The sequence below is a fragment of the Salegentibacter mishustinae genome, assembly GCF_002900095.1.
In the GTDB taxonomy this organism is placed as follows: Bacteria; Bacteroidota; Bacteroidia; order Flavobacteriales; family Flavobacteriaceae; genus Salegentibacter; species Salegentibacter mishustinae.
On the sequence record NZ_LLKN01000002.1, the window covers coordinates 1,871,148 to 1,896,670 of the forward strand.

The window sequence follows — 25,523 nt, forward strand, 5'->3', positions numbered from 1 at the left end:
GTAATATTATACTGACAATCAGCATGATAAAGCAACGACAAAAGTTATTACTAAGCCGATAAATTCAATTACTTTTTTCTTTCAGGATTAAATCTTTACAAAGTAAACTTCCAATCTTAACTTCAGTCTTTCTTAAACTTTAAACCATAATTAACACTAGCCGAATCTTGCTTTCTTTTTAGTTAGCAACACTTTAAGTACCTTTGGCCCCTTGATAAAAAATATGGCTAAAACCGAAGAAAATATAGAAGTATTAGGGGCTCGCGTCCATAATCTCAAAAATATAGATGTTAATATTCCCAGAGAAAAACTGGTAGTAATTACCGGTCTTTCGGGATCAGGAAAGTCTTCACTTGCTTTTGATACTATTTACGCTGAAGGTCAGCGGCGATATATTGAAACATTCTCTGCGTATGCCCGGCAATTTTTAGGTGGCCTCGAGCGTCCCGATGTAGATAAAATTGAAGGCCTCTCCCCTGTTATTGCTATAGAACAAAAAACTACCAGTAAAAACCCTAGAAGTACGGTTGGAACGATTACCGAAATTTACGATTTCCTACGTCTGCTTTTTGCTCGTGCTGGCGATGCCTATAGTTATGAGACCGGTGAGAAAATGGTTAGCTATACCGATAGCCAGATAAAAGATCTTATTTTAAAAGATTTTAAAGGAAAAAAAGTGAGCGTACTTGCTCCAGTTATTAAATCCAGAAAAGGGCATTATCGTGAACTATTTGAGCAAATAGCCAAGCAGGGATTTTTAAAAGCGCGTGTAGACGGCGAAGTACGTGACCTTGTAAAAGGTATGAAATTAGATCGTTACAAAACCCACGATATTGAAATTGTAATTGACAGGTTAAAAATCGACGATAAGACCGATGCCCAAAAACGCCTGGACGAGAGTATAAAAACTGCAATGTACCACGGTAGTGATACACTTATGATCTTAGACCAGGAAACCGAAAAGGTGCGTTACTTCAGTAGAAACTTGATGTGTCCTACTACCGGTATTTCCTATCCAAACCCAGAACCTAACACATTTTCATTTAACTCACCTAAAGGTGCCTGTCCCAGCTGTAACGGTATTGGCACATTATACCAGGTGAATATTGATAAAATTATTCCAGATTATTCTAAATCGATCAAAAATGGAGCTTTGGCTCCACACGGTCCTCAAAAGAAAAATTGGGTATTTTCTCAACTGGAGTTAATTGCAGAAAGATGGGATTTTAAATTAACAGACCCTGTTTCAAAAATTCCAGAAGTTGCCATGAAGTTTATTCTGCATGGTGGGAAAGAAACCTTTACCAAAGAATCTAAAAGCCTTGGGGTAAACCGGGAGTTTAAGATAAATTTTGAAGGCGTGGCTACTTTTATTGAAAACACCTTTAATAATAACGATTCTACTTCATTAAGGCGTTGGGCCAAAGAATATATGGACAAGGTTGATTGCCCGGTTTGTGAAGGAAAAAGACTTAGAAAGGAATCGCTCTACTTTAAAATTTACGACAAAAATATAGCCGAACTTTCTTTAATGGATATTGAGGATTTGGCTAAATGGTTTGTTGGTTTGGAGAAAAAACTAAGCGAGAAACAAAACCAGATTGCTGCCGAAGTTATTAAAGAAATAAGAACAAGAATTGGTTTTCTTGTAGATGTGGGGCTAACTTATTTATCTCTTAATCGCGGTTCCAAATCACTTTCTGGTGGGGAAGCGCAAAGAATAAGGCTGGCAACTCAAATTGGTTCACAGCTGGTTGGTGTTCTTTACATTTTAGATGAACCAAGTATTGGTTTACATCAACGAGACAACGAAAAACTAATCAATTCACTAATTTCTCTGCGTGACATTGGCAATTCTGTTATAGTGGTAGAACACGATAAAGATATGATAGAACGTGCCGATTATGTGATAGACATTGGCCCCCGTGCCGGAAAACACGGTGGAGAAATTATTAGCGAAGGGCCACCTTCAGAATTAAAAAAACACGATACCCTTACCGCATCCTATTTAAACGGAAAAAAAGAAATTGAAATTCCGAAGGAAAGAAGAAAAGGAAACGGGAAAAATATTGAACTTAAAGGAGCTAGCGGAAATAATCTAAAAAATGTTTCTATTAAAATTCCTTTAGGAAAAATGATCGCAGTTACTGGCGTTTCGGGAAGTGGGAAGTCTACTTTAATAAACGAGACCCTCTACCCTATTATGAATGCGCATTATTTTAATGGGGTAAAAGAACCAAAACCTTATAAAACAATCAAGGGACTGGATAATGCCGATAAGGTAATAGACATTAACCAGACGCCAATTGGTAGAACTCCAAGATCTAACCCGGCTACTTATACCGGCGTGTTTTCAGAAATTAGAAGTTTATTTGCTAAAACACCTGAAGCCCTTATCCGCGGATATAAACCCGGAAGATTTAGTTTCAATGTTAAAGGCGGAAGATGTGAAACCTGCAGGGGTGGCGGACTTAGAGTTATAGAGATGAACTTTCTTCCCGATGTGTATGTAGAATGTGAAACCTGCCAGGGAAAACGTTTCAATAGAGAAACTTTAGAAATTCGGTATAAGGGAAAATCTATAGCCGATGTTCTGGAAATGACGATTAATGAAGCGACCACCTTTTTTGAGCCAATTCCGAAAATTTATAGAAAATTAAAAACTATTAAAGATGTTGGCTTAGGCTATGTTACTTTAGGACAACAAAGTACAACGCTTTCTGGTGGAGAAGCACAACGTATTAAACTTGCTACAGAGCTTTCAAAGCGCGATACCGGAAATACTTTTTATATATTAGACGAACCAACTACCGGTTTACACTTTGAAGACATTCGGGTTTTAATGGATGTTTTAAATAAATTAACCAATAAAGGAAATACCGTCCTTATTATAGAACATAATATGGATGTTATAAAAATGGCCGATTACATATTCGATATTGGGCCCGAAGGTGGAAAAAATGGCGGAAAAGTGATCGCTAAAGGCACACCCGAGGAAGTAGCGAAATCGAAGAAAAGTTATACAGCTGAATTCCTTAAAAAAGAATTACACTAACAATACTAATAAATAATATGAGGACTAACCTTCAGAATAAAGCCTGGAATGAAATAAAAACAAACGATTCCTGGGCTATCTTTAAAATAATGGGCGAATTTGTAAATGGCTACGAAAAGCTAAGTCAAATTGGGCCTTGTGTTTCAATATTTGGTTCAGCGAGAACCAAACCAGATCAAAAATATTATAAACTGGCCGAAAAGATCTCCAAAAAGATCGTGGAAAACGGCTATGGAGTGATTACCGGTGGAGGCCCGGGAATTATGGAAGCCGGTAATAAAGGTGCTCACCTTGGCGGAGGAACTTCTGTAGGCCTAAATATAGATTTACCTTTTGAGCAACATGACAATCCTTATATAGACAATGACAAAAGCCTGGATTTCGATTATTTCTTTGTAAGAAAAGTAATGTTCGTAAAATATTCTCAAGGTTTTGTAGTGATGCCCGGTGGCTTTGGAACTTTAGATGAATTATTTGAAGCTATTACTCTTATTCAAACACATAAAATAGACAAATTTCCTATTATATTGGTTGGAAGTGAATTTTGGAGTGGTTTGGTAGATTGGGTGCAAAAAACCCTTCTGGATACTTTTCAAAATATAAGCGCGCCAGATATGGATTTGGTACAGGTTGTAGATACAGAAGATGAAGTTATTGAAATTCTAAACGAATTCTACGGCGAATATAATCTTAGCCCTAACTTTTAATCAATTCTTAAGGAGGGATAAAAACTTTGAGTATATTTAGCTCAAATTCTGTGTGACGCTAAAAAATTTTCCCCCTTGAGATTTTATCTATTTTATTTACTTTTTATTGTGGGAATTGGATGGAGTTTTGCGCAAAACTCCATCTCCTTAAACGCTCACTTAAACGATAGTACGCACATATTCACTATAGAGCAGGAATTGGTCTACACCAACTCCAGCAAAGATACGCTCACCCAAATTTATCTTAATGATTGGGCAAACGCCTTTAGTGCGAAAAACACCCCGCTGGCAAAACGTTTTGCCGAAGAATTTGCCAGACGATTTAGATTTGCCAAACCTCAGGAACGCGGGGCTACTTATATTGGAAGTATCACGAATTCTAGAAATGACAGCTTAATATGGGAACGGCCTGAAGATGCTCAGGATCTTATTAGGATCAAACTTTACAAACCTTTACTTCCCGGCCAGAGCTTTACTATAAACCTTGATTATAAGGTTAAAATTCCTATAGATAAATTCACGCGTTTCGGGGTAGATTCAGATAACAATTATAAGCTAAGGTATTGGTACATCACTCCAGGGGTTTACAAAAATGGTGAATGGCAGGTTTACAGTCATAAAAATTTGGGAGATCAGTATAATGCTCTTTATGATGTTCAAATAGAACTTACCACTCCACCACAATATTATGTAGGCTCTGCTCTTAACTTTAAAGGTGTTAGCACAAGCAATGGTGCTAAAACGGTTAAACTTGCAGGGAAAGATCAATTAGATAGTAAGCTTTACCTTACTAACTCTTTTATTTTTGAATCCTTACCAACCGATGATCACGAAATAATTACCAATGTAGCTGACGATGAACTTCAGCCTGAAATAAAAAGAATTTTACTAAATCGTATCCTAAAATATTACCAGGAGCGAGTAGGCGAATATCCGCATCAGAAAATTTTTGTGACCCGGGATGACTATTTGAACAGCCCTATTTATGGCTTAAACCAGTTACCCGGTTTTATTCGTCCTTTTCCCGATGGTTTTCAATATGATATTAAGCAATTTAAGACTATCACTAATTATTTACTGGAAAACTCTATACACATCAATCCAAGGAAAGAACAATGGGTGCACGATGCTATCCTGGTTTCTTTGATGATAGATTATGTGAATGAGTATTATCCTAAAATGAAACTATTGGGAAATCTTAGCGATATTATTGGGATAAGATGGTTTCACGCTGCAGATCTAGAATTCAACGATCAATATCAGTTTCTTTATATGAATATGGCGCGAATGAACTTAGACCAACCTTTAAGTGCAGCGCAGGATTCCCTGGTAAAATTCAACAAAAATATCGCAAATGCATACAAAGCAGGGGTAGGATTAAAATATGTTGAAGATTACCTCGGAAATGATACTATAAAAGAAGCTGTAAAAAACTTTTATTCCCGGCATAAAATGCAGCCCACTTCGGCTGAAGATTTTGAGCAAATTTTACGAAAATATGCTACAAAAGATATTTCCTGGTTTTTTAAGGATTACGTAAACTCAAATCAAAAGATAGATTTTACTATTGATAATTTATACAAAACCCGTGATTCACTTCGGGTCACTATAAAGAATAAAGAAAAAAACGATTTTCCTATTTCATTATATGGTTTAAAAGATGGGGAAATAGTTTTTAAAAAGTGGGTGGAAAATATAGATAAAACAAAAACTATAGAAATTGCCAGGCAGGAGGTAGATCGGCTTGCGCTAAATTATGAGCAGAAAATTCCCGAATTTAATCAGCGAGATAATTATAAAGCAGTAACTAAACTTTTCAACAAACCACTTCAGCTTAGATTATTACAGGATATAGAAGATCCTAAATATTCACAATTATTCTTTATGCCCGAGTTTAATTATAATCTATATGACGGAATTGCAATAGGGCCAAAATTGTATAACAAGACAGTATTATCCAAAACCTTTAATTTTAGCATCTCCCCAAAATATGGTTTTAATAGTGAAACCATAGTTGGTTCAGCTTCGGTAACAAATAAACACCAGTTTGCAAATAAAGAGCTTTATGCCATAACCTACGGGATTGGAGGAACTCGCTACTCTTATGGTTACAATTTGTTCTATGAAAAATACACCCCTTTTATAAATTTTTCTTTTAGAAATAAATATTTACGGGATAACGAACGCCAAAATCTTTTAATTAGGAATGTAAACGTGAGACGGGATATTGATCCTAATCAGAATTTAGAGCAACCTAATTATAATGTTTTCAATATAAATTACCGCTACAGTAAACCGCATTTAGTAGATTACTATTCGGCTTCGTTTGACTTTCAACTGGCAGAAAAGTTCAGTAAAATATCTATGAGCCTGGAGTATAGAAAACTGTTTAGGAACAACCGTCAAATCAATCTTCGCTTTTTTACGGGAACTTTTCTATACAGTGATGATATGGAATCAGATTATTTCAGTTTTGCCTTAGATAGACCTACAGATTATCTTTTCGATTATAATTACTACGGAAGAAGCCAGGGCTCAGGTTTATTCAGTCAACAAATAATTGTTGCCGAAGGTGGTTTTAAATCTCAATTACAACCAGAGTATGCCAACCAGTGGTTAACTACTTTAAATGCCAGTACTAATCTATATAAATGGTTTTTTGTTTATGGCGATGTAGGTTTGGTAAAAAACCAGCACGAAAACGCGCAATTTTTATATGATTCCGGGATTAGATTAAGCCTGGTTGACGATTACTTTGAGCTATTTTTCCCTGTTTATTCCAATTTAGGTTGGGAAGTAGCCCAGGAAAATTATGATCAAAAAATAAGATTTATCGTTTCTCTAGACATAAATACCCTGATCAAGCTTTTTACCAGACGGTGGTATTAACAAAGTTTTAATCTGGTTAGCTAATTCTTAGCTTTCCTCGCATGAATTACATAAAACGCAGTAATTCCTATAATTTTAAAGATTTCATTTCAGTAAAAACAATAAAAATAATTTAAAATACACTTTTCTTAAAATATTTTGATTTTAATGAATTGTGTACAATCTAAGTTTTCGTTATATTTGTTTTAATCAATAACCTTAGGGCAGTCCCCAAAGGTGTGAATTTAGATAAATACATTTTAAGTTCGAGGCACGCCTCGGAAAATAAAACCCTCACTGGGGGATTCAAAATAACGTTCATGCAAAGCGAAACACAAATTAAAGATTCAATTTCATTTGAGGATTTCAAGGCCCAGGTAATGGCAGATTATAAAATAGCCGTTACCAGCCGGGAATGCAGCCTTCTGGGAAGACGCGAAGTTCTTACCGGAAAAGCTAAATTCGGGATTTTTGGCGATGGAAAAGAAGTGCCACAACTCGCAATGGCCAAAGCTTTTAAAAATGGTGATTTTAGATCTGGTTACTATCGTGATCAAACTTTTATGATGGCCATTAATCAGTTTAGCATAGAACATTTCTTTGCCGGTTTATACGCAGATTCTAACCTGGAAAACGAACCAATGTCTGGCGGGAGGCAAATGGGAGGTCACTTTACCACCCACAGTCTTAACGAAGATGGTAGCTGGAAAAACCTGATGGAGCAAAAAAACTCCAGTGCAGATATCTCTCCTACCGCGGGCCAAATGCCAAGGCTTTTAGGCCTGGCACAGGCTTCAAAAATATATAGGAACGTAGAAGGAATTTCATCTGAAAATTTTTCAGAAGACGGAAATGAGATCGCCTGGGGAACCATTGGTAACGCCAGCACAAGTGAAGGTCATTTTTGGGAAACCCTTAATGCCGCAGGTGTCTTACAGGTACCTATGATACTAAGTGTATGGGACGACGAATATGGAATTTCGGTTCACGCAAAACATCAAACAACAAAAGAAAATATTTCTGAGATCGTAAAAGGTTTTCAGAGAGATGAAGAAAATAAAGGTTACGAGATCATTGTGGTTAATGGCTGGGATTATGTAGCCTTAATTGAAGCTTATGAAAAAGCTGAAAAAATAGCCCGAAAAGAACATTGCCCGGTTCTTATTCACGTGGTAGAACTTACGCAGCCTCAAGGGCACTCCACTTCTGGATCCCACGAACGTTACAAAGATGAAAAACGTTTGTCCTGGGAACGAGAATACGATTGTAATGTGAAGCTTAGGGAATGGATTATTGAGAATAATATTAGCACCGATGAGGAGCTGGAAGAAATTGAAAAAGAAATAAAACGCGAAGTTAGGGAAGGTAAAAAAACTGCCTGGGAGAAATACCTGCAACCTACTAAAGCAAAGCAAAAAGAACTACTTTCTGTACTTTCTAAATTGGCTAAAAACACCGAAGAAAAAGAAACGGTGGTTAAATTAGCTAAAGAATTAAACGGAAATAAAGAGCCTCTTAAAAAAGATCTGGCTATTACCGCAAGAAAAACTTTAAGAGCGATTAGAAAAGAAGATTCTGAAGAAAAATCCAAGCTTATTGATTGGCTGAACGATTTTGATAAAGATATGGCTGATGATTACAACAGCCATCTATATATAGAATCTAATGGGCTTGAAGCCGAAGTTTTACCAGAATACAATGAAGATTCGGCTGAAGTAGATGGAAGAATCATTTTACGTGATAATTTCGATCAAATATTCGGAAATAAACCTGAAACCTTGATTTTTGGAGAAGATGCCGGTGAAATTGGGGATGTAAATCAGGGATTAGAAGGGCTTCAGGATAAATATGGCAAACTACGTGTAGCCGATGTTGGTATTCGCGAAGCCACTATTCTTGGCCAGGGAATTGGAATGGCAATGAGAGGATTAAGACCTATTGCCGAGATTCAATACCTTGATTACGTGATGTATGCTTTACAGGGAATGAGTGATGATCTTGCTACCCTTCAGTATAGAACTAAAGGAAAACAAAAAGCACCACTAATTATTAGAACTCGAGGTCACCGTTTAGAAGGAATTTGGCACAGTGGTTCCCAAATGGGCGGAATCTTAAATTTGGTACGCGGTATGTATGTTCTAGTACCTAGAAACATGACTAAAGCTGCAGGATTCTATAATACTCTATTAGAACAAGATACCCCCGCTTTATTAGTAGAATGTTTAAATGGATATCGCCTAAAAGAGAAAAAACCAAGTAACCTGCCCGAACTTAGAACCCCAATTGGGAAAGTTGAAACCATAAGGGAAGGAAGCGATATCACGTTGATTTCTTACGGTTCTACTTTAAGAATTGTGGCTCAAACGGCAGAGGAATTAAGTGAATTCGGCATTAATGCTGAAGTAATTGACGTACAATCTTTGCTGCCATTTGATCTGGATCACGATATCGTGAAAAGTGTAAAAAAAACCAACCGACTACTGGTTATAGACGAAGATGTTCCGGGTGGAGCTTCTGCATTTATTCTGGATAAAGTTTTAAATGAACAAAACGCCTGGAGATATTTGGACAGTAAGCCACAAACACTTACGGCCAAAGAACACCGTCCCGCTTACGGAACTGATGGAGATTACTTTAGTAAACCTTCAGCAGAAGATATTTTTGAAAAGGTTTATTCAATTTTTAATGAGGTTAATCCAGAAGAATATCCAGCGATAAGATAAATCCTGTTAATGATTTTAAATAAAAATCCCCGATCTAGATTTAGATTGGGAATTTTTTATTTCTTGTTTTTTCAACCTAATAGATCCTGAAATAAATTCAGGATGACCTTTTATTCCAGGTTTAGAGCCATTGAAATTCACTGATTCTAAAGCCGATAAAACAATCATCTACGCAACCTTTTTCAACAAAACCGCAATTAGAAATAATTCCAGCTTCATTTGTATTAAAGTAAACATCATTCTCACCGGTATTTACGATTAGATATTCTGAAATGCAGGTTTCATATAATTCATCTATAAGCAAAGGATCAAAACCTTCAGAGTGACTACCGATTTCCTCTCCGGTTTCTGTGTAAGATTCAATTTCTACTTCTTCCCGTTCACTCTCCTCGTTAAGTACCTGTTCAAAATAAAGATATTCTCTTTTGCTAACAACGCCATCTTTTATAGTAATGGTAGTTCTACTGCCAAATCCCGACCAGGAAATAAAACTCGCGGTGTAGCTATAGGTTTCATCATTCTGTGCTTTTAGTTCCTTCCACATTTTTTTACTATCGCTGTAACTGATGCCACTTTCGCCGGTAATTTCATCTCTATCATTATCACTAGTGGAGCAAGATAAAAGAGTAATACAAAATAAAAATAGGATAAAACAGTTTGAAATCTTCATAGTCTCAGTTTTAAATGACTATTTATAAGATGCAGAAAAGTATATTTGGTTGCGTGCCATTTACAAACTATTTGAGAAGAAAGTTTTTATTTGACTTTTACATCCAGTTTCGCTTACTAACTTCAGCTTTGTACAGAACATAATTTATATACCGTAAAACATCATTACTAACCGCGTAAAACTTAAGATCACCTCCGGCGGTATGAAAAACTATATTCACTAAATTTCGCCTGCGGTACCAAATTGGTTGCTTCAAACTTATAGATTGTATTTTGTATAACTCAAGCGTTTCTTCGGTTTTATTCCACAAACCTCTTTTCTTTTGTAAAAAATCTTCTGTAAATATTAATTTTCGAGCCTTAAAAGAAAATATTTGTACTGCTATTGCGGCAAAAACATACAACCCAGCAAAAACTAAAACCGCCCACAATTGTAAACTTATTAAAGCTGTAAAATACCACAGAATCAGAAAAATTAATGCCGGGACCATTGCCAGTGAAATTTTACGGAAGAGTAATAATTTATCTGGTCTAAAGGTGGTTCTAAATTGAGTTTCTGAAGATTCGCTGTATAGAAAAGACTTTATCTTTTTTACAATTTCCTTTCCCAGGCCGGGAATCTTAATTTTGTTTTTCTGAAGTTCGTTTTCACTGCTGGATAATGAAATTTGAGCTTCGTATAGATTAAATCGTTTCTGAACCGGGTTTGTACTAATTCGCATTAACTGAAGCCTTCTGGGTTGAAGCGAAACCTTGGTATTGGTCTTTAATCCCATTTCTACTTCAAGCTTGTCTTTAGTCTGCTGAATTTTTAAGCCATAATATTTTATAAAAACTTCAATAATGGTAATGCTTATACTTAGCAATAAAAGCACTACAAAAAGTAGCGCTAAATATCCAATGGACTGCAGCACCCCAGAAAATTGACTAAAATAAATTTCAACATCCTCAATCCTGTCTTTAAAATAAGTATTAATCCTGTTGTAAATACTCACCACGAAAGCAAAAACAAGAGATAAACCGCGCAGGTAATTTGTACTTATTCCAATTTTAAGCAGGGTAAGAAAATCAACTTGATGCGTCCAAACTTCATGATCTTCGGCCTCTACCCTTTCTTCTTCTAGTTGATTTTCTTCTACTTTTTCAGATTTAACTTTTAAAAGAATTTCTGAAAGCCTATTCGCATCATTTTCTGATATAGCCTTTATTTCTACTTCTTTTTGGTTGCTTCCGGCGGTATCTATAACCAGGCTATAGACATTGATTACCCGCTGAAGGATAGAACGTTTAAAATAAACCTGCTGAATCTTATCAAAAGGAATCGCTGAATTTTCAGTAGAAAAAATTCCCTTTTCCAATACGAATTCCTCACGTTCATAATCAATATAGAAAATGAATTTAAGGTAATAGACATAACTGTAGATTAAGGTTAATCCAGTCACTACCATCAGGCCCAGGGCTGTATAAATTAAAGTAGTTTTACTGGGGCCACTCAATAATAAGTAAGCACCCATAGCCCAAAATATCTTAACCAGTTTATATAGGCTGGAAATGAAGATGAGTAGGATTCCTGCTATAGATTGACGTTGAGCGGTGTCGTATGCTTTAGAATTCATCTTTTGAGATCTTAACCGCTATGGCTTCTTTTAATCGCACTGCCATTTCAGGATCTAAACCGGGAATAGTGATATCGCTACCACTTCCACCCGCGGTAAAAATGTTTAGACTGGAAATACCTAAAAGCTTATCCCAAACTCCTCTTGAAATCGAGGCGTGCTGCACCCTATTAAATGGAATTATTGTTGTTTTATTGAAGATAAAACCTCTTTTGTAAACCACATCTTTATCCCTTACAGCATAACCCAGGCTTTGTAGCAGTTTATAATTATTCCAAAACCTAAATATAAAAGCTACTGAAATAATCGCTAAGATAATTCCCGCTTGTAATTGATTTAATTGAAGAAACCACAAAACTCCAAGCGTAATAAACAAGACGAGCATTAAAATGCCCGTCTGAATATTCATTTTTATAAGATATTTAGACGAAACTGATGAAAAAGCTACCGACTCATATTTCGGTAAGGAAGCTAAATCAAGCTGTTCGTTGCTAAATTCTTTGGCTATGGGATCCATTTTTTATCAAAATTTGGTTTTCTCTTTTCCAGAAAGGCATCACGACCTTCTTTGGCTTCATCGGTCATATAAGCGAGGCGAGTAACTTCTCCGGCAAAGACCTGCTGACCAACCATTCCGTCATCAGTCATATTCATGGCGTATTTCAACATTTTTATAGACGTTGGGGATTTAGCCATAATTTCCTGAGCCCATTCATAAGCGGTATCTTCTAACTCATCATGCGGAATTACTGCGTTTACCATGCCCATTTCATAAGCTTCCTGGGCTGAATAGTTTCTTCCGAGGAAAAAGATTTCCCTGGCTCTCTTCTGCCCTACCATTTTTGCTAAATAAGCTGAGCCATAACCGGCATCAAAACTGGTAACATCGGCATCGGTTTGTTTAAAAATAGCATTTTCTTTACTGGCAAGCGTAAGGTCACAAACTACGTGTAAACTATGGCCACCGCCTACCGCCCAGCCTGGCACCACACAAATTACGGCTTTAGGCATAAACCGAATTAACCGTTGAACTTCTAAAATATTTAATCTATGGTAGCCGTCTTCGCCTACATAGCCCTGGCGGCCACGAGCTTTTTGATCGCCACCACTACAAAACGCCCATTTCCCATCCTTAGTAGAAGGTCCTTCGGCAGAAAGTAAAACACAACCAATTGAAGTGTCTTCATGCGCATCGTGAAAGGCATCTAAAAGCTCTGAAGTAGTTTTAGGTCTAAAAGCATTCCGAACATCTGGCCGGTTAAAGGCAATTCGCGCTACACCATTGCATTTTTTATAAGTTATGTCTTCGTATTCTTTTGCAATTTTCCAGTTAATTTCACTCATAAGTCTTTATTTTACTCAAAAATAAGCTTTTCAATTTATCTTAATATCTTTGTACTGTAAATAGATTTGCATTGTTTTTGCTATATTAAAAACAAAAGCCTTGATAATGAAATTTCGTCTCCTGTTAATAAGCTTATTTTTGTTTAGCATAACTCCTGCTTCTGCCCAGGAATATTGGGATATGGCTGATTTTGAAATTAGCAATTACAGTATAGAACCCGCCTGGAGCGACCTTAGTTTTGGCCAGCAATTTTTTAAAGGAAGTTTTGATCTTCCCAGTGGAGATTTTCTAAATGTAGACGAAAATAAACGTACTACGGTAGATATGGTTGGTATTCTTGAGCAACAACGCAATATGAAAAAACGCACTGTAGATATTGGTACGCCTTTACCTACAACTACTCAAAAGAAAAAAGCTTTTGAGATTTCTAATAATTACAGGATTAGAGATAATGATGAAGTGTATAACGATGCGCTTAACTCCAATCCTTATTACCAGAATCAACGAATCTATCAAAACGCGTTACACAGGCAAACCCAACGAAGAATGTATTATGGGTCTTCCTATTACGTGCCAAGAGGTAATTATTACTAAGCCTCCTCTTTAAGATAGAGTCCGTCGTCTTTAATATCTATTTTTCTTTGCTTATAAAGGTTTCCGGCAGCACGTTTAAAACTCTTTTTGCTAATCCCCAACTGGCCGTGAATTGCTTCAGGCGAAGATTTATCGGTAAGGTTTAAGTAGCCTTCGTTTTGCTTCAATTTATCAAGAATAAGATCAGCATTTGGTTCAATACTTCTGTAACCGGGCCTTTGTAAACTCACATCAATTTTACCATCGGGACGTGTTTTGGTAATAAAACCTCGCATTTCATCACCTACATTTATTTCCTGGAAAACATCGTCGTGATAGATCAGGCCTAAGTGCAATTGATTAATAATCACATTATAACCTAAATCACTTTTGTTACTTATTATTAAATCTACCTCTTCGAAAGGTTCTATGGTTAATTCTGAATTATCTAAAAAAGCATGTACTTTACTGGAAGCTACCAAACGATCGGTTTCTTCATCTAAATAGCAAAAAATAAGATAACGGCCGCCCTTTTTCATAGGATAAGCCTGTTCTTTAAACGGCACAAACAAATGCTTTTCAAGACCCCAATCGAGAAAAGCGCCAAATTCAGTGGTCTCTACACATTTTAGAAATGCAAATTCATCCAACTTCACCAAGGGTTCTAATGTAGTGGCAACCGGTCTTTCTTCGTGGTCCAGATACACAAAAACCTCTATCTCGTCTCCAAGTTCAAAAGTTTCAGGAATATATTTATTTGGAAGTAAAACTTCATTTCCTTCAGCATCGGTTAAAAAGAGTCCGGGTTCGGTTTCCCTTACAATATTAAGCGTATGATTTTCGCCAATTCTAAGCATAATCTATATTTTGAGTGCAAAGATACTTTATATTTTGCGGCTTTTCCATAAAACAAAAAAATCCGTTTTTACAATGGAAAAACGGATCCTAACATAATTTAAAAATCGAAATCTATTTAAAAACACTTTCTTTTTTAAAGTGTTTAGTAAGCAGGTAATACACTACTGCACGATATTTATTACGGTTAGATTTCCCATATTTTTCCATCACAGCATTTAATCCCACATCTAGCTTTTCATCATCTTTTAGCCCTAATTTTTTAATGAGAAAATTACGTTTTACGGTTTCCAATTCAGATTCTGAAGAACTGGAAACAGTTTCGGCATCACTTCTAAAGATACTTGGCCCACAAGATTTGGTTACCTTTCGCAACAAATCTACATCGGGTTCATCTCCAGTTTTGTCTTTAACATCCTGGATGTATTTGCCTACTTTTTCATCGGTTTTTGTACTCATATTTAAGTTTTTTTTGTTTTATGCTCAACAAGTTACTTAAATGAATAATTTTTCACAATTAAATTTCTTAAGATTTCATAAAATTAAAATACTCAAGGAGTACCTCGTCGTTAATTTTTCTGGGAGTAAAAATCTCCAGGAGTTTTGGTTTTTCTGAATTGCTAAAGAACTCTTCTAAATGTGTTTCTATCTCAACGGAAGTTTTAGCCGAGTAATATTGAAATCCATACATTTCACTTAAAGATTTCGCCTGAAGTTGATGCGTGGTTTCAAAATAAGTCTCAAAATTCTCTGTATTCTTATTTCCCGGAAGGATTCTAAAAATTCCTCCACCATTATTATTTAAAATAATTATCCTAAAATTTTTAGGAATATAATTATTCCACAGCGCATTGCTATCATAGAAAAAACTGAGATCCCCGGAAATCATCAAAGTAGGTTCGCCATATACGCAAGCAGCACCCACTGAGGTAGAAATACTCCCGTCTATTCCGCTCGTACCGCGGTTACAAAAAATACGTAGACTCTCTTTCCATTTAAATAATTGCGCATACCTGATAGTAGAACTATTTCCCAGGTGGACAATATAATTCTCGGGAATAGTTGGAACAATTTCCTGCATTGCTTTTAAGTCAGAATACGGGATTTCATCCATATATTCTTCGTGACGAACCTGCCGTTTACTTTTAATTTCTTTCCAATAAGTTCCATAATCACTCTGGAGTGTTTCAGTAAGCGGAAAAAAATGGGTGAAAAAAGAGTTTACCGTAGTTTCAAAATGTTTATTGAGGCAGAAAAAAGTGTTGTAAGCTTTTTTTGGATCAATATGCCAATGTTGCTGTGGCTGGTGGTTCCTTAAAAATGCCTTGATCTTTTTAGAAACGACCATTCCTCCAAAAGTGAGCAGAATTTCAGGCTGAAGCTTTTTAAACAATTCTGCGCTGTTTTCATCTTTTTCAATTGGACCAATTAAGGTATCGATACGCGTAAAGAATTCAGGATGATTTAAATTAGAAGTAGTTTCAGTAAGTACAATAACCGATTTATCCCGGGCTAACTTTTCTAAAAATTCCTGTTCAACAATATTAGGTTGGGCAACCCCAACTATTATCATTTTTCGCTTCGCTTTATTCCAAAGCTCGGCATAAGCTTGCAGCTGATTTTCTGTATAGGTGCGTTCTTTAATTTCCGGTAAGATCTGCAATGGGTTTACGTCCACATTTTCTACCAAATCATACAAAGGCTCATAAAAAGGCACATTGATATGTACCGGCCCCTTCCCTTCTATCGCTTTATTGAGCGCAAGGTTTACTTCTCTCTCATTATGCTTTTGTGACTCAAACTGCTTTTGCTGAAGTTTTTTATCAATCGCTTCAGAATCTAACACAAGTTCAGAATGTAAATTGGCTGAATATAAAATATGATTTTCAAAAACGTTTTTCTGCCTAATGGTTTGCCCATCGCCAATGTCTATTCGCTCTACAGGTCGATCTGCCGAAATAATTACTAACGGAATATCGCTATAATAAGCTTCTGCAATTGCAGGATAATAATTTAGCAAAGCCGAGCCCGACGTACAAACCAGGGCTACCGGTTTTTGCAGCTGCTGCGCCATTCCCAACGCGTAAAAAGCCGCGCATCGCTCATCTACAATACTGTAAGGCTTAATATCTGGATGATGTGTAAACCCAATGGTTAGGGGAGCATTTCTTGAACCGGGAGAAATTACTACGTGGTTTATATTTTTAGCAACGCATAGCGCTACAATAGATCTGGCAACAGGTATTTTGGAGTATTTCACAAAGTTTATTTTTCAAACCAGACCTCACAGTTATAATATTTATTCATGTAAAATTTGTTAGGTCTGCTTCCAAGTCTATAATTTTTACTCGTCATTGCGATCCCGAGAAATCGGGAGAAGCAATCTGTAAATAATGGATAACCAATGAAAAGATTACTTCACTTCGTTCGTAATGACACTTTTTATTCTCACTCAAAATTACAATTTCAAAAGTATTTCAAGCGCAGGTTTTACCCTTATTTAACAAGCACCGATTTTATGGTATGCGATTTATTTACTGTTTCCTGCCATTCGTCTGCAGGATTGGAATCTTTGGTAATTCCGCCTCCAATAAATAGTCTGGCCTTTCCGGCTTCAAGCTTCATACAACGTAGGTTTACAAATAAAGAAGTTTGCTTTAAAATACTCGCATAAGCTTGGTTTTCCTGGTTTCTACGGTTACTATTCCGCTTTATTTCCTTTTTCATATTCATTTCTCCCAGAAATCCAGAATAGAATTCACGATCGTAACCTTCATTCTTTAAAATGAATTCTTTCGCATTTTTCTTTGGAAGTCCGCATACTGCAGGAGTTGGGTGTAAGGCTAAAATCAAACTTTTAAGGTTCGATTTTTCTGAATCTAATATGCCCTGAATGTCTGTTTGTAAATGCAGTAGATTTCCTGCTTTAGTAGTGTATGGTTCCGATCTATGAATAGTGCCAGAAACTTTATCTTGTAGATTTTCTAAAATAGAATCAGTCACTATTTGCTGTTCTTCAATTTCTTTTTCTCCCCAATTCACGTTGCTGGTTCCCTGGAACGACTGCGTACCGGCTAGAGACATAGTTTTAAATTTATCGCGTTCTACCTTTAAAAGTGTTTCTGGCGTGGCACCAAGCCAAATTCCGGTTTCCGGATGAAACCAGTAATACACAAAAGCAGTTTCATATTTTTTAAGTAAATTCTTAAAGATACCAAGCGCTTCTAGTTGAGTCTGAACATCTTCATTTCGTGATAAGACCACTTTTTTAAATTCTCCTTTTTGAATGGCTTTAATACCTTGCTGTACTAGCTTTTCGTGTTGTATTTTCGCTTCAGCATTGGTATACGCTGGTGGAAAATCCTGATTTTCTTTTTTGACTTCAGAATCCTTATCGGCCGCATATTTCGTGGTAATACTTTCTGCATTTTCGGAAGGAATAAAAAACGCATTATTTTCATCTTCAAAAGGAGCAAAAACAAATCCGCTTTCATTAAAGACACAGGTTCTGTAAACTTTATCCGAATCCTGAAGAAAGGCTTTGGTTAGTCCGTTTTTGTCGTTAGGGTTTCTATAAGCCACAAATGGATTTCCATTCTGGATTTGCGTTTCTAATTTTGTAAAAAAATCTTCGCTATTCATTTTCTAATTCTTTTTAGGCAACGCTATGGTGGTAAGTTTTACGATAGAAATAAGATTTTGGTCTTCATCGGTAATTCTAATTTCAAAAAGTTGGGTAGTTCGGCCTTTATGAATAAACGAAGCCCTGGCAAAAACAACACCTTCTGATATGCTTTTTAAATGATTTGCCGAAATTTCAATCCCCCGAATATAAAATTTTTCAGTATCCAGAAAAACATAACTTGCCATACTTCCAACACTTTCTGCCAAAGCCACACTCGCGCCGCCATGCAATACACCATCGGGCTGATGCACTCTGGATGTCACCGGCATTTTCGCGATTAAATAATCGTCTCCTATTTCTGTGAATTCAATTTCAAGAGTTTCCATCAAGGTATTTTTACATACTTTTTTGGAAAGCTCGAGCATTTCTTCTTTCGTCATCCTTTAAAAGATTGGTTACTTTGTAAAAGTACAAAACCGGGTGAGAATAAGCGAAATGAAAGTTATTCCTGCTAAAATTCTATAAAAAAAGCCGCTTTAGAGCGGCTTTGTAAAATTTGAAAATGATTTATTAATATCCAGTTGACGAAGAAGGATTAGGCAATTTAGTATTAGAGTGTCTAATTTTCGATCTTTCAACCTGCGCTAGCTCAGTAATTGGAGCTGTATCAATTTTTGCAACCCCGCCTAATACTAGTTCATTTGTTGAATCGTAAAATAAAGGAAAATCTCCTTCTCCAGGTTCTATTACAGATGCACAAGCAATAGTTAAGTCATCTATATCTGCCATAATAGGATGATCTCTGTTTGAGGTTGAGGGCAATACAGTATAACCACAATCAACCTGGCCACCAGTATTAGTTAATACGGCGCCCATACTTATCAAAAATTGGTTTTCAATTGCGATCCCAGATGCGCCGTAGAAGCCCTCATGTTCACCCATAAAGATGATTCTGCCTCCTTCTGAAGCAAATTGTTTTAAGGTATTGATCTCTTCAACTGTATATTGAACATTAGGAGTCACAAGCATGATGATTTTTACTTCCTCAGGAATATTGGTAAGCGTACCGCTAGACGAGCTTATATCAGAAATTGTGAAACCTTCGGTCTGGATTAAATCACGCATCGTACTCCATGGAACACACAAGTTACAACTGGAATTCCTACCAAAATCAAACATAAAGGTAGTTCCGTCGTTTCTCTCACCAGTAGTGGTAAAATTGATCAGGTTCTTAACAAACTGAACATTGTCTGAATCCTCCATCGCACCATTATCAAAAATATTAACGTCATTTAAAACAACTACATCTCTTCCTGGCACCTGAATACTTTCGCAACCAACTTCATCCACTTCTACTCCAGGATCTGTACCAGGACATTCATCAATATCATTAGGTACTCCATCCTCATCATCGTCTGAGCCGTTTTGACCACCATCATCATCTCCGCAATTAAAGAATATATGCCAGTAATCCATGTTGTCATCATCTACAAAGAAACTTTGTACCTCGTTCCAGCTTAAATCAGCAGAAATAGGATCTACAGCGCCTGGTGCAGGATAATTAGCATCCCAATTGGCCAGGGTAGCCGTAACTCTAATATAATCAGTATCGGGTCCCTCTCCATATATAGGAGCTGGAATAGCTAAACATAAAGGATCGGCATACCAGTCGCCTGAATCGTCATCTTCTGTATTTCCTGCCATTGGCATCTCGCCGGTATATAACGGAATATTGTTATCATCACCTATATAAGTTATATCAAAAGTATAATTAGCGGTAAAATGTCTTCCTGCATCGTTACAGTAATTTGCAAATACACAGAATTCATAAATTTCGACAGGTATAATATCAAAGAATTGATAACCATACAGATTCACCTCCCGGTCATCAAAGCACAATACCTCAACATCAGTATAGGTTTTGGATCCCGCTCTCAAATCCCAACTAAAAGGAAGGGATTGAGAAACGATGCCTCCAAAATCGCTTCCAGTCTTGGGAGCTGCCCATATTACTTCTCCTGGAGCACCTCCATCGTCATTCCATACAAGAAAATCGTTTAAGGTAACAGACACTGTAGTTTCGCCTGACGCCACAGGAATTTCCAGAGCTTCATCATAAGCTGTAAACAAATCATTTCCATCCATTATTATGGGCACAATAACATCTACAGGAGTATCTGCATCACCATATACCAAAGAAATTTGTGCATAAGCTGGTGCATCATCTGAACATTCAGGAAGGTCGGCCTCTTGTTTTTGGAGAGCTTTTCTTATCTCAGCATTAAGCACTGGACCTAAGTACAGCTCGGCTACTTCATCTGAAACTTGTTGCTCGACTCCTGAGTTCTCATCCTTACTACAAGAAGTGAAAATAAGGGCAAAAAGCGCCAAAATCATCACGTTGAATTTAAAATTTTTCATATTTAAATTATTTAAATGGTTAATAAATATTCTGTTCTTAGTCCCCTCACGTACTAAAAATAAGAGGGATAAAATCTTAATTAATGAAACAGTACTTTATAAAAAGTAAAACCTGCAAAACAATATCGAGGCAAGATGTAAAGTGTTTAAATACAGGGCAGTAAAAACTATAATAAATGTAGATTGATTTAGAAGAAAATCATATACGGGTTTCCCCCAAATTTCAAGAAGCTTTAAAAATTATATAGATGATAATATCAGTCGCTTGCCTATATTGGCAAAAATGATTTTTTTTATAAAAACTAACTACCAGAATGAGCACCGAAAAGCAGCTTTCTTATCAAATCACCAACACCTACAGCGTTTTAAACAATTTTACTGAAAAAACAAAAACGGTATGGTTGGTTTGCCACGGAATTGGTTATTTGAGCAGGTATTTTTTAAGGCATTTTAATCATCTAAATACCGAAGAAAATTATATTATCGCTCCGCAAGCGCAGTCTAAATATTACCTAAAAAACGAGTACAAACATGTGGGCGCCTCCTGGCTAACTAAAGAGCGTACTGAAGCCGAAACAGAAAATGTTCTTAACTATCTGGACGAAGTTTATAAGGCTGAAGATCTAAAAAATGCACCAAGATTAATAATTTTAGGCTACTCCCAGGGCGTTTCGGTGGCAACACGTTGGATTGCCAAACGAAAGATTAATTGTGACGAATTAATTATGCATTCGGGAAAAGTTCCTGCGGAATTAGAGAGGGAAAACTTTCAATTTTTAAAAAATACAAACTTCACCTTTATCTATGGAACTGAAGATGAATACCTAAAAAAAGGAATTATCGAAGTGGAGGAAAAAAGACTAAAAGAATTATTTCCTAATAATTTTGAAATAAAAACATTTAACGGCGGGCACGAAGTTAATACAGAAATAATTGCGGAATTTACATAAATCTTTTCCTCAGCTGCCCCCATTTGTAACGGTTTAATATTCTAAATGAAACAGAAAAATACTTCTTCTAAAACTTCCATCTTAAAAAGTATTGGCCCTGGTTTTTTATTAGCTGGAGCAGCTATTGGAGTTTCTCATTTGGTACAAGCCACCCGAGCAGGGGCAGATTATGGATTTATTTTAATTTGGGTTTTGATTATAGCCTGCATTTCAAAATATCCTTTTTTGGAATTTGGCCCCAGGCTTGCCGCCGGTACCGGAAATCACCTAATTACCGGATATAAAAAACTGGGTAAATTCCCATACTGGATTTATATATTGATTACGATAGGAAATATGTTTATTATACAGGCCGCAGTGACCATTGTTACCGCAGGTTTAGCCGAGCGACTATTCAATTTTGGCTGGTCCCCTTTTCTTTGGAGTGGGATTATTCTTATTGCGTGTATCGCTTTACTTTTAATAGGAAAATATCCCGGCCTGGATAAAAGTATGAAGGTGATCGTCACTTTATTGACTTTTGCCACTCTTGCTGCTGTAATTATGGCTTTTGGGGCGGGAACAGTGAATGATGCACTAACTACCGAATCGCCTTCGCTATGGACTACTGCTAGTTTAGGTTTTATAATTGCTTTTATGGGATGGATGCCTATACCTTTAGATGCTTCGGTTTGGCACTCCATTTGGACCAAAGAAAAGGCGGTTCAGAATAAACAGAAGATTTCAGTAAAAGGTGCTTTTGCCGATTTTAACGTGGGCTATCTTTCGGCTGCTTTTATTGGATTATTATTCTTTTTGCTAGGCGTTTTAGTCATGTTTGGCAGCGGTACTTCGTTTTCCAGCAACAGTGTAGAATTCTCGAGCCAGTTGGTGGAACTGTACGGAAAAACTCTTGGGGAATGGAGCAAGCCTTTGATCTCTGTAGCAGCTTTTGTTACCATGTTAAGTACAGTTCTAACAGTTACTGATGCTTACCCGAGAGTAATTTCTGAATTAAAAAACCCAGAAAAAGAAAAACCTGAAGACAAAAAAGAGAAATGGAAAATTTACCGAATTTCCATTTTCATTATCCCGGTTCTTTCGCTTTCTATTTTGTATTTTCTTTCTGGTTCTTTTACCATTTTGGTAGATTTCGCCGCCGGACTTTCATTTCTATCTGCACCATTTCTAGCCTGGTTTAATTATAAATTAGTTACAGGAAAGCAAATGCCTGAAAAACACCGCCCGGGAAAGAATTACAGAGTTTTCAGCTTGATTTGTTTCGCTCTTTTAGTGGTGTTTAATTTCGTGTATTTGTATTATACATTTTTGAGTTAAAACACAATTCTTGCAAATTTGGGTTTCTTAAGATTTAATCATCTATCCATTACAACTAAAGATTTCCTCAACTTCGCGTTCTACGTTATTTGAAAACGCCCGGCTTTCTTCGTCTGTAAACTCTTTTACCTTTTTGCCAAAACAGTTATAAAGGTGCCTAACGCCTACAGAATTACACCTCGGGTCGTTTACTAGAGTATAAAAAACTGTTTCACCTTCATATTCACTTTTTAAAATAGCAACCTTACAGGCATATTCTCCACAATTTAATTCCGTAATTAAATCTTGCATCCATTCTAATTCTAATGGGTTTTCTGCAGTGCAAGCGTTTTGAACTTCTAGTTGTGAATCTGCAATTACTTCATCATCATTATTGGTACAAGAAATTATCGTTGCTGAAAAGAATAATGTTAATAGAATAAATTTCTTCATAATTGTTGATATTTATATAGTAGATGTAAAAATGACCAAATGGTTGCGTGTAAAAACGAAAAAAGCGCAATCAAATGAATGATTGCGCTTTTTATATTGCTCAAATTTGAGTTGTAAAATCCCGACTTTTATCGGGATTAGCGATTCGCACATTTTTCTTTAGCGCAAAGCGCTATGAAAAATGGCTCTCTGCTTACTTCACCTCCTCAAAATCTACATCTTCTACGTCGTCTCCGCTTTTAGAATCTCCTCCAGCTTGCTGTCCGCCTTCAGCTCCGGTAGCACCCTGTTGTGGTCCACCTTGTCCGCCTTGTGCTTCAGCTTGTGCTTTATACATTTCTTCAGAAGCTGTTTTCCAGGCTTCGTTCAATTTGTCTAAAGCAGGAGTGATTTGATCAAGCTCCTTAGTTTCGTAAGCTTTCTTCAATTCTTCTAAAGCTTCCTCTACCGGCTTTTTCTTATCTTCAGAAATCTTATCGCCAAATTCTTTCAACTGCTTTTCAGTTTGGAAGATCATAGCATCAGCTTCGTTAAGCTTATCTACTTTTTCTTTGGCTTGCTTATCGGCATCAGCATTTGCTTCAGCTTCTTTCTTCATTTTCTCGATTTCTTCTTCTGTTAATCCTGAAGAAGCCTCGATTCGGATATCCTGAGATTTTCCAGTTGCTTTATCGGTAGCACTTACTTTAATGATACCATTGGCATCAATATCAAAAGTCACTTCAATTTGAGGAGTTCCTCTTGGCGCTGGTGGAATTCCGTCCAAGTGGAATCTACCAATTGTTTTATTATCTGCTGCCATTGGACGCTCACCCTGCAACACGTGGATTTCTACTGAAGGCTGATTATCGGCCGCGGTAGAGAATGTTTGTGATTTCTTGGTTGGAATCGTTGTGTTAGATTCAATCAACTTAGTGTTAACTCCTCCCATAGTTTCAATACCTAAAGAAAGTGGAGTAACATCAAGTAGCAATACATCTTTTACATCTCCGGTTAATACACCACCCTGGATAGCTGCACCAATAGCAACAACCTCATCTGGGTTTACACCTTTAGAAGGTTTTTTACCAAAGAATGCCTCTACTTCTTCCTGAATTTTAGGAATACGGGTAGAACCACCAACAAGAATTACCTCATCGATATCACTTTTTGAAAGACCTGCATCGCTAAGTGCTTTCTTAACCGGCTCCATAGAACGGGTTACCAATTCTGAAGCTAACTGCTCAAATTTAGAACGGCTAATAGTTTCTACAAGGTGTTTTGGTCCGCTTGAAGTTGCCGTTACATAAGGTAAATTAATTTCAGTTTGACTTGAAGAAGACAACTCAATTTTAGCTTTTTCAGCAGCTTCTTTTAAACGCTGAAGTGCCATTGGGTCTTTTCTTAGATCAATATCTTCAGCCTTTTGGAAAGTATCTGCAAGATAATCGATTAGAACTTCATCAAAATCATCACCACCAAGGTGCGTATCACCATTTGTAGACAATACTTCAAATACACCATCACCTAATTCCAGGATAGAGATATCAAAAGTACCACCACCAAGGTCATAAACTGCGATCTTTTGGTCCTGAGATTTTTTATCAAGTCCGTAAGCTAATGCTGCTGCAGTAGGCTCGTTTATAATACGGCTTACTTTTAAACCAGCGATCTCACCAGCTTCTTTTGTAGCCTGTCGCTGAGAATCGTTAAAGTATGCAGGTACGGTAATTACCGCCTCTGTTACATCCTGTCCAAGATAATCTTCTGCGGTTTTCTTCATTTTTTGAAGTACCATTGCAGAAAGTTCCTGCGGAGTATATTTTCTTCCATCCACATCTACACGTGGCGTATCATTATCACCTTTTACTACTTTATAAGGAACTCTTCCTGCTTCTTTAGAAGATTCAGAATATTTGTTCCCCATAAAACGTTTAATAGACGAAATAGTTTTTTCTGGGTTAGTTACTGCCTGACGCTTAGCCGGGTCACCAACTTTTATTTCGCCACCTTCTACAAATGCGATTACAGAAGGTGTAGTTCTTTTTCCTTCGGCATTAGGTATTACCGTAGGCTCGTTACCTTCCATTACGGCAACGCAAGAGTTGGTAGTACCTAAGTCAATTCCAATTATTTTACTCATAACTTTATACGTTGAATTTTATATTATTGATTTCAATTCTTCGATGTGTTAAAGTCAATCATTATGCCAGCAGAAAACTTATGACAGGTTGTCATTTATTCCTGAAAGTACTTGCCAAATCTGCGCTTTATAAGAGAATCGCTGACTCGTTTCGCATTTTGCTCGCTACGAAATCGTTTTAATCTTTTTTCAATTCATTCTGCTTCATACTAACAAATCCTTATTTTTGCAGCAAAATAGGAGTT

The 25,523-nt window shown here is 36.7% G+C and carries 19 protein-coding genes; 7 read left to right on the forward strand and 12 right to left on the reverse strand.

Annotation, left to right across the window (positions count from 1 at the left end; translation table 11 throughout):
* The first annotated feature begins 223 nt into the window (after nt 1-223).
* From uvrA to APB85_RS11390, 4 genes are all read left to right on the forward strand, one after another.
* Entirely contained in the window at nt 224-3,055 is a 2,832-nt protein-coding gene (uvrA, locus tag APB85_RS11375; protein ID WP_057481603.1) for an excinuclease ABC subunit UvrA, read from the forward strand.
* 17 nt (nt 3,056-3,072) lie between these two features.
* Nucleotides 3,073-3,762, forward strand: a complete 690-nt coding sequence (locus APB85_RS11380) for an LOG family protein (protein ID WP_057481602.1) — start codon at nt 3,073-3,075, stop codon at nt 3,760-3,762.
* Nucleotides 3,763-3,837: 75 nt separating this feature from the next.
* Nucleotides 3,838-6,651, forward strand: coding sequence for a gluzincin family metallopeptidase (locus APB85_RS11385; protein WP_057481601.1), 2,814 nt, complete (start codon nt 3,838-3,840; stop codon nt 6,649-6,651).
* Nucleotides 6,652-6,950: 299 nt separating this feature from the next.
* A complete protein-coding gene (locus tag APB85_RS11390) occupies nt 6,951-9,353 on the forward strand; it encodes an alpha-ketoacid dehydrogenase subunit alpha/beta (protein WP_057481851.1) in 2,403 nt (800 codons plus the stop codon).
* A gap of 121 nt (nt 9,354-9,474) precedes the next feature.
* Here APB85_RS11390 and APB85_RS11395 read toward each other — a convergent pair whose 3' ends face one another.
* From APB85_RS11395 to APB85_RS11410, 4 genes are all read right to left on the reverse strand, one after another.
* On the reverse strand, nt 9,475-10,023 hold the full coding sequence (locus tag APB85_RS11395; RefSeq protein WP_057481600.1) for a hypothetical protein: 549 nt from the start codon (nt 10,021-10,023) through the stop codon (nt 9,475-9,477).
* A 97-nt stretch (nt 10,024-10,120) separates the two neighbouring features.
* Complete coding sequence (locus APB85_RS11400) at nt 10,121-11,638, reverse strand: PH domain-containing protein (RefSeq protein WP_057481599.1); 1,518 nt, start codon at nt 11,636-11,638, stop codon at nt 10,121-10,123.
* Entirely contained in the window at nt 11,628-12,155 is a 528-nt protein-coding gene (locus APB85_RS11405) for a PH domain-containing protein (RefSeq protein WP_057481598.1), read from the reverse strand. Before APB85_RS11405 ends, APB85_RS11400 begins: the two co-directional genes overlap by 11 nt.
* A complete protein-coding gene (locus APB85_RS11410; RefSeq protein ID WP_057481597.1) occupies nt 12,143-12,982 on the reverse strand; it encodes a 1,4-dihydroxy-2-naphthoyl-CoA synthase in 840 nt (279 codons plus the stop codon). The genes APB85_RS11405 and APB85_RS11410 overlap by 13 nt, the downstream gene beginning before the upstream one ends.
* A gap of 106 nt (nt 12,983-13,088) precedes the next feature.
* On the opposite strand from APB85_RS11410, the gene APB85_RS11415 reads away from it, so the two are divergent.
* A complete protein-coding gene (locus APB85_RS11415) occupies nt 13,089-13,577 on the forward strand; it encodes a hypothetical protein (protein WP_057481596.1) in 489 nt (162 codons plus the stop codon).
* On the opposite strand, the gene APB85_RS11420 is transcribed toward APB85_RS11415, so the two are convergent.
* The 6 genes from APB85_RS11420 to APB85_RS11445 form a co-directional block, all read right to left on the reverse strand.
* Nucleotides 13,574-14,413, reverse strand: coding sequence for a CvfB family protein (locus tag APB85_RS11420; RefSeq protein ID WP_057481595.1), 840 nt, complete (start codon nt 14,411-14,413; stop codon nt 13,574-13,576). The genes APB85_RS11415 and APB85_RS11420 overlap by 4 nt on opposite strands.
* Nucleotides 14,414-14,525: 112 nt before the next feature.
* Nucleotides 14,526-14,870, reverse strand: a complete 345-nt coding sequence (locus tag APB85_RS11425; protein ID WP_057481594.1) for a DUF2853 family protein — start codon at nt 14,868-14,870, stop codon at nt 14,526-14,528.
* Nucleotides 14,871-14,937: 67 nt separating this feature from the next.
* Nucleotides 14,938-16,671 (reverse strand): 2-succinyl-5-enolpyruvyl-6-hydroxy-3-cyclohexene-1-carboxylic-acid synthase, encoded by a 1,734-nt coding sequence (gene menD / locus APB85_RS11430; RefSeq protein ID WP_057481593.1) that lies wholly within the window; start codon nt 16,669-16,671, stop codon nt 14,938-14,940.
* Between the two features lie 236 nt (nt 16,672-16,907).
* Nucleotides 16,908-18,053 (reverse strand): chorismate-binding protein, encoded by a 1,146-nt coding sequence (locus tag APB85_RS11435; protein WP_057481592.1) that lies wholly within the window; start codon nt 18,051-18,053, stop codon nt 16,908-16,910.
* Between the two features lie 3 nt (nt 18,054-18,056).
* Nucleotides 18,057-18,476 carry a PaaI family thioesterase gene (locus APB85_RS11440; RefSeq protein WP_057481591.1) on the reverse strand — a complete coding sequence of 140 codons (420 nt, stop codon included), beginning with the start codon at nt 18,474-18,476 and terminating at the stop codon, nt 18,057-18,059.
* A 130-nt stretch (nt 18,477-18,606) separates the two neighbouring features.
* Complete coding sequence (locus tag APB85_RS11445; RefSeq protein ID WP_057481590.1) at nt 18,607-20,457, reverse strand: motility-associated ABC transporter substrate-binding family protein; 1,851 nt, start codon at nt 20,455-20,457, stop codon at nt 18,607-18,609.
* A gap of 314 nt (nt 20,458-20,771) precedes the next feature.
* On the opposite strand from APB85_RS11445, the gene APB85_RS11450 reads away from it, so the two are divergent.
* A complete protein-coding gene (locus APB85_RS11450) occupies nt 20,772-21,407 on the forward strand; it encodes an alpha/beta hydrolase (RefSeq protein ID WP_057481589.1) in 636 nt (211 codons plus the stop codon).
* 45 nt (nt 21,408-21,452) lie between these two features.
* The gene (locus APB85_RS11455; RefSeq protein ID WP_057481588.1) at nt 21,453-22,724 is read left to right on the forward strand and encodes an NRAMP family divalent metal transporter; all 1,272 of its coding nucleotides are present in this window, start codon (nt 21,453-21,455) and stop codon (nt 22,722-22,724) included.
* Nucleotides 22,725-22,766: 42 nt separating this feature from the next.
* Here APB85_RS11455 and APB85_RS11460 read toward each other — a convergent pair whose 3' ends face one another.
* Both APB85_RS11460 and dnaK read right to left on the reverse strand, forming a co-directional pair.
* Nucleotides 22,767-23,156, reverse strand: coding sequence for a hypothetical protein (locus APB85_RS11460; RefSeq protein WP_057481587.1), 390 nt, complete (start codon nt 23,154-23,156; stop codon nt 22,767-22,769).
* A gap of 193 nt (nt 23,157-23,349) precedes the next feature.
* Entirely contained in the window at nt 23,350-25,278 is a 1,929-nt protein-coding gene (gene dnaK, locus APB85_RS11465) for a molecular chaperone DnaK (RefSeq protein WP_057481586.1), read from the reverse strand.
* Between the last annotated feature and the right edge of the window lie 245 nt (nt 25,279-25,523).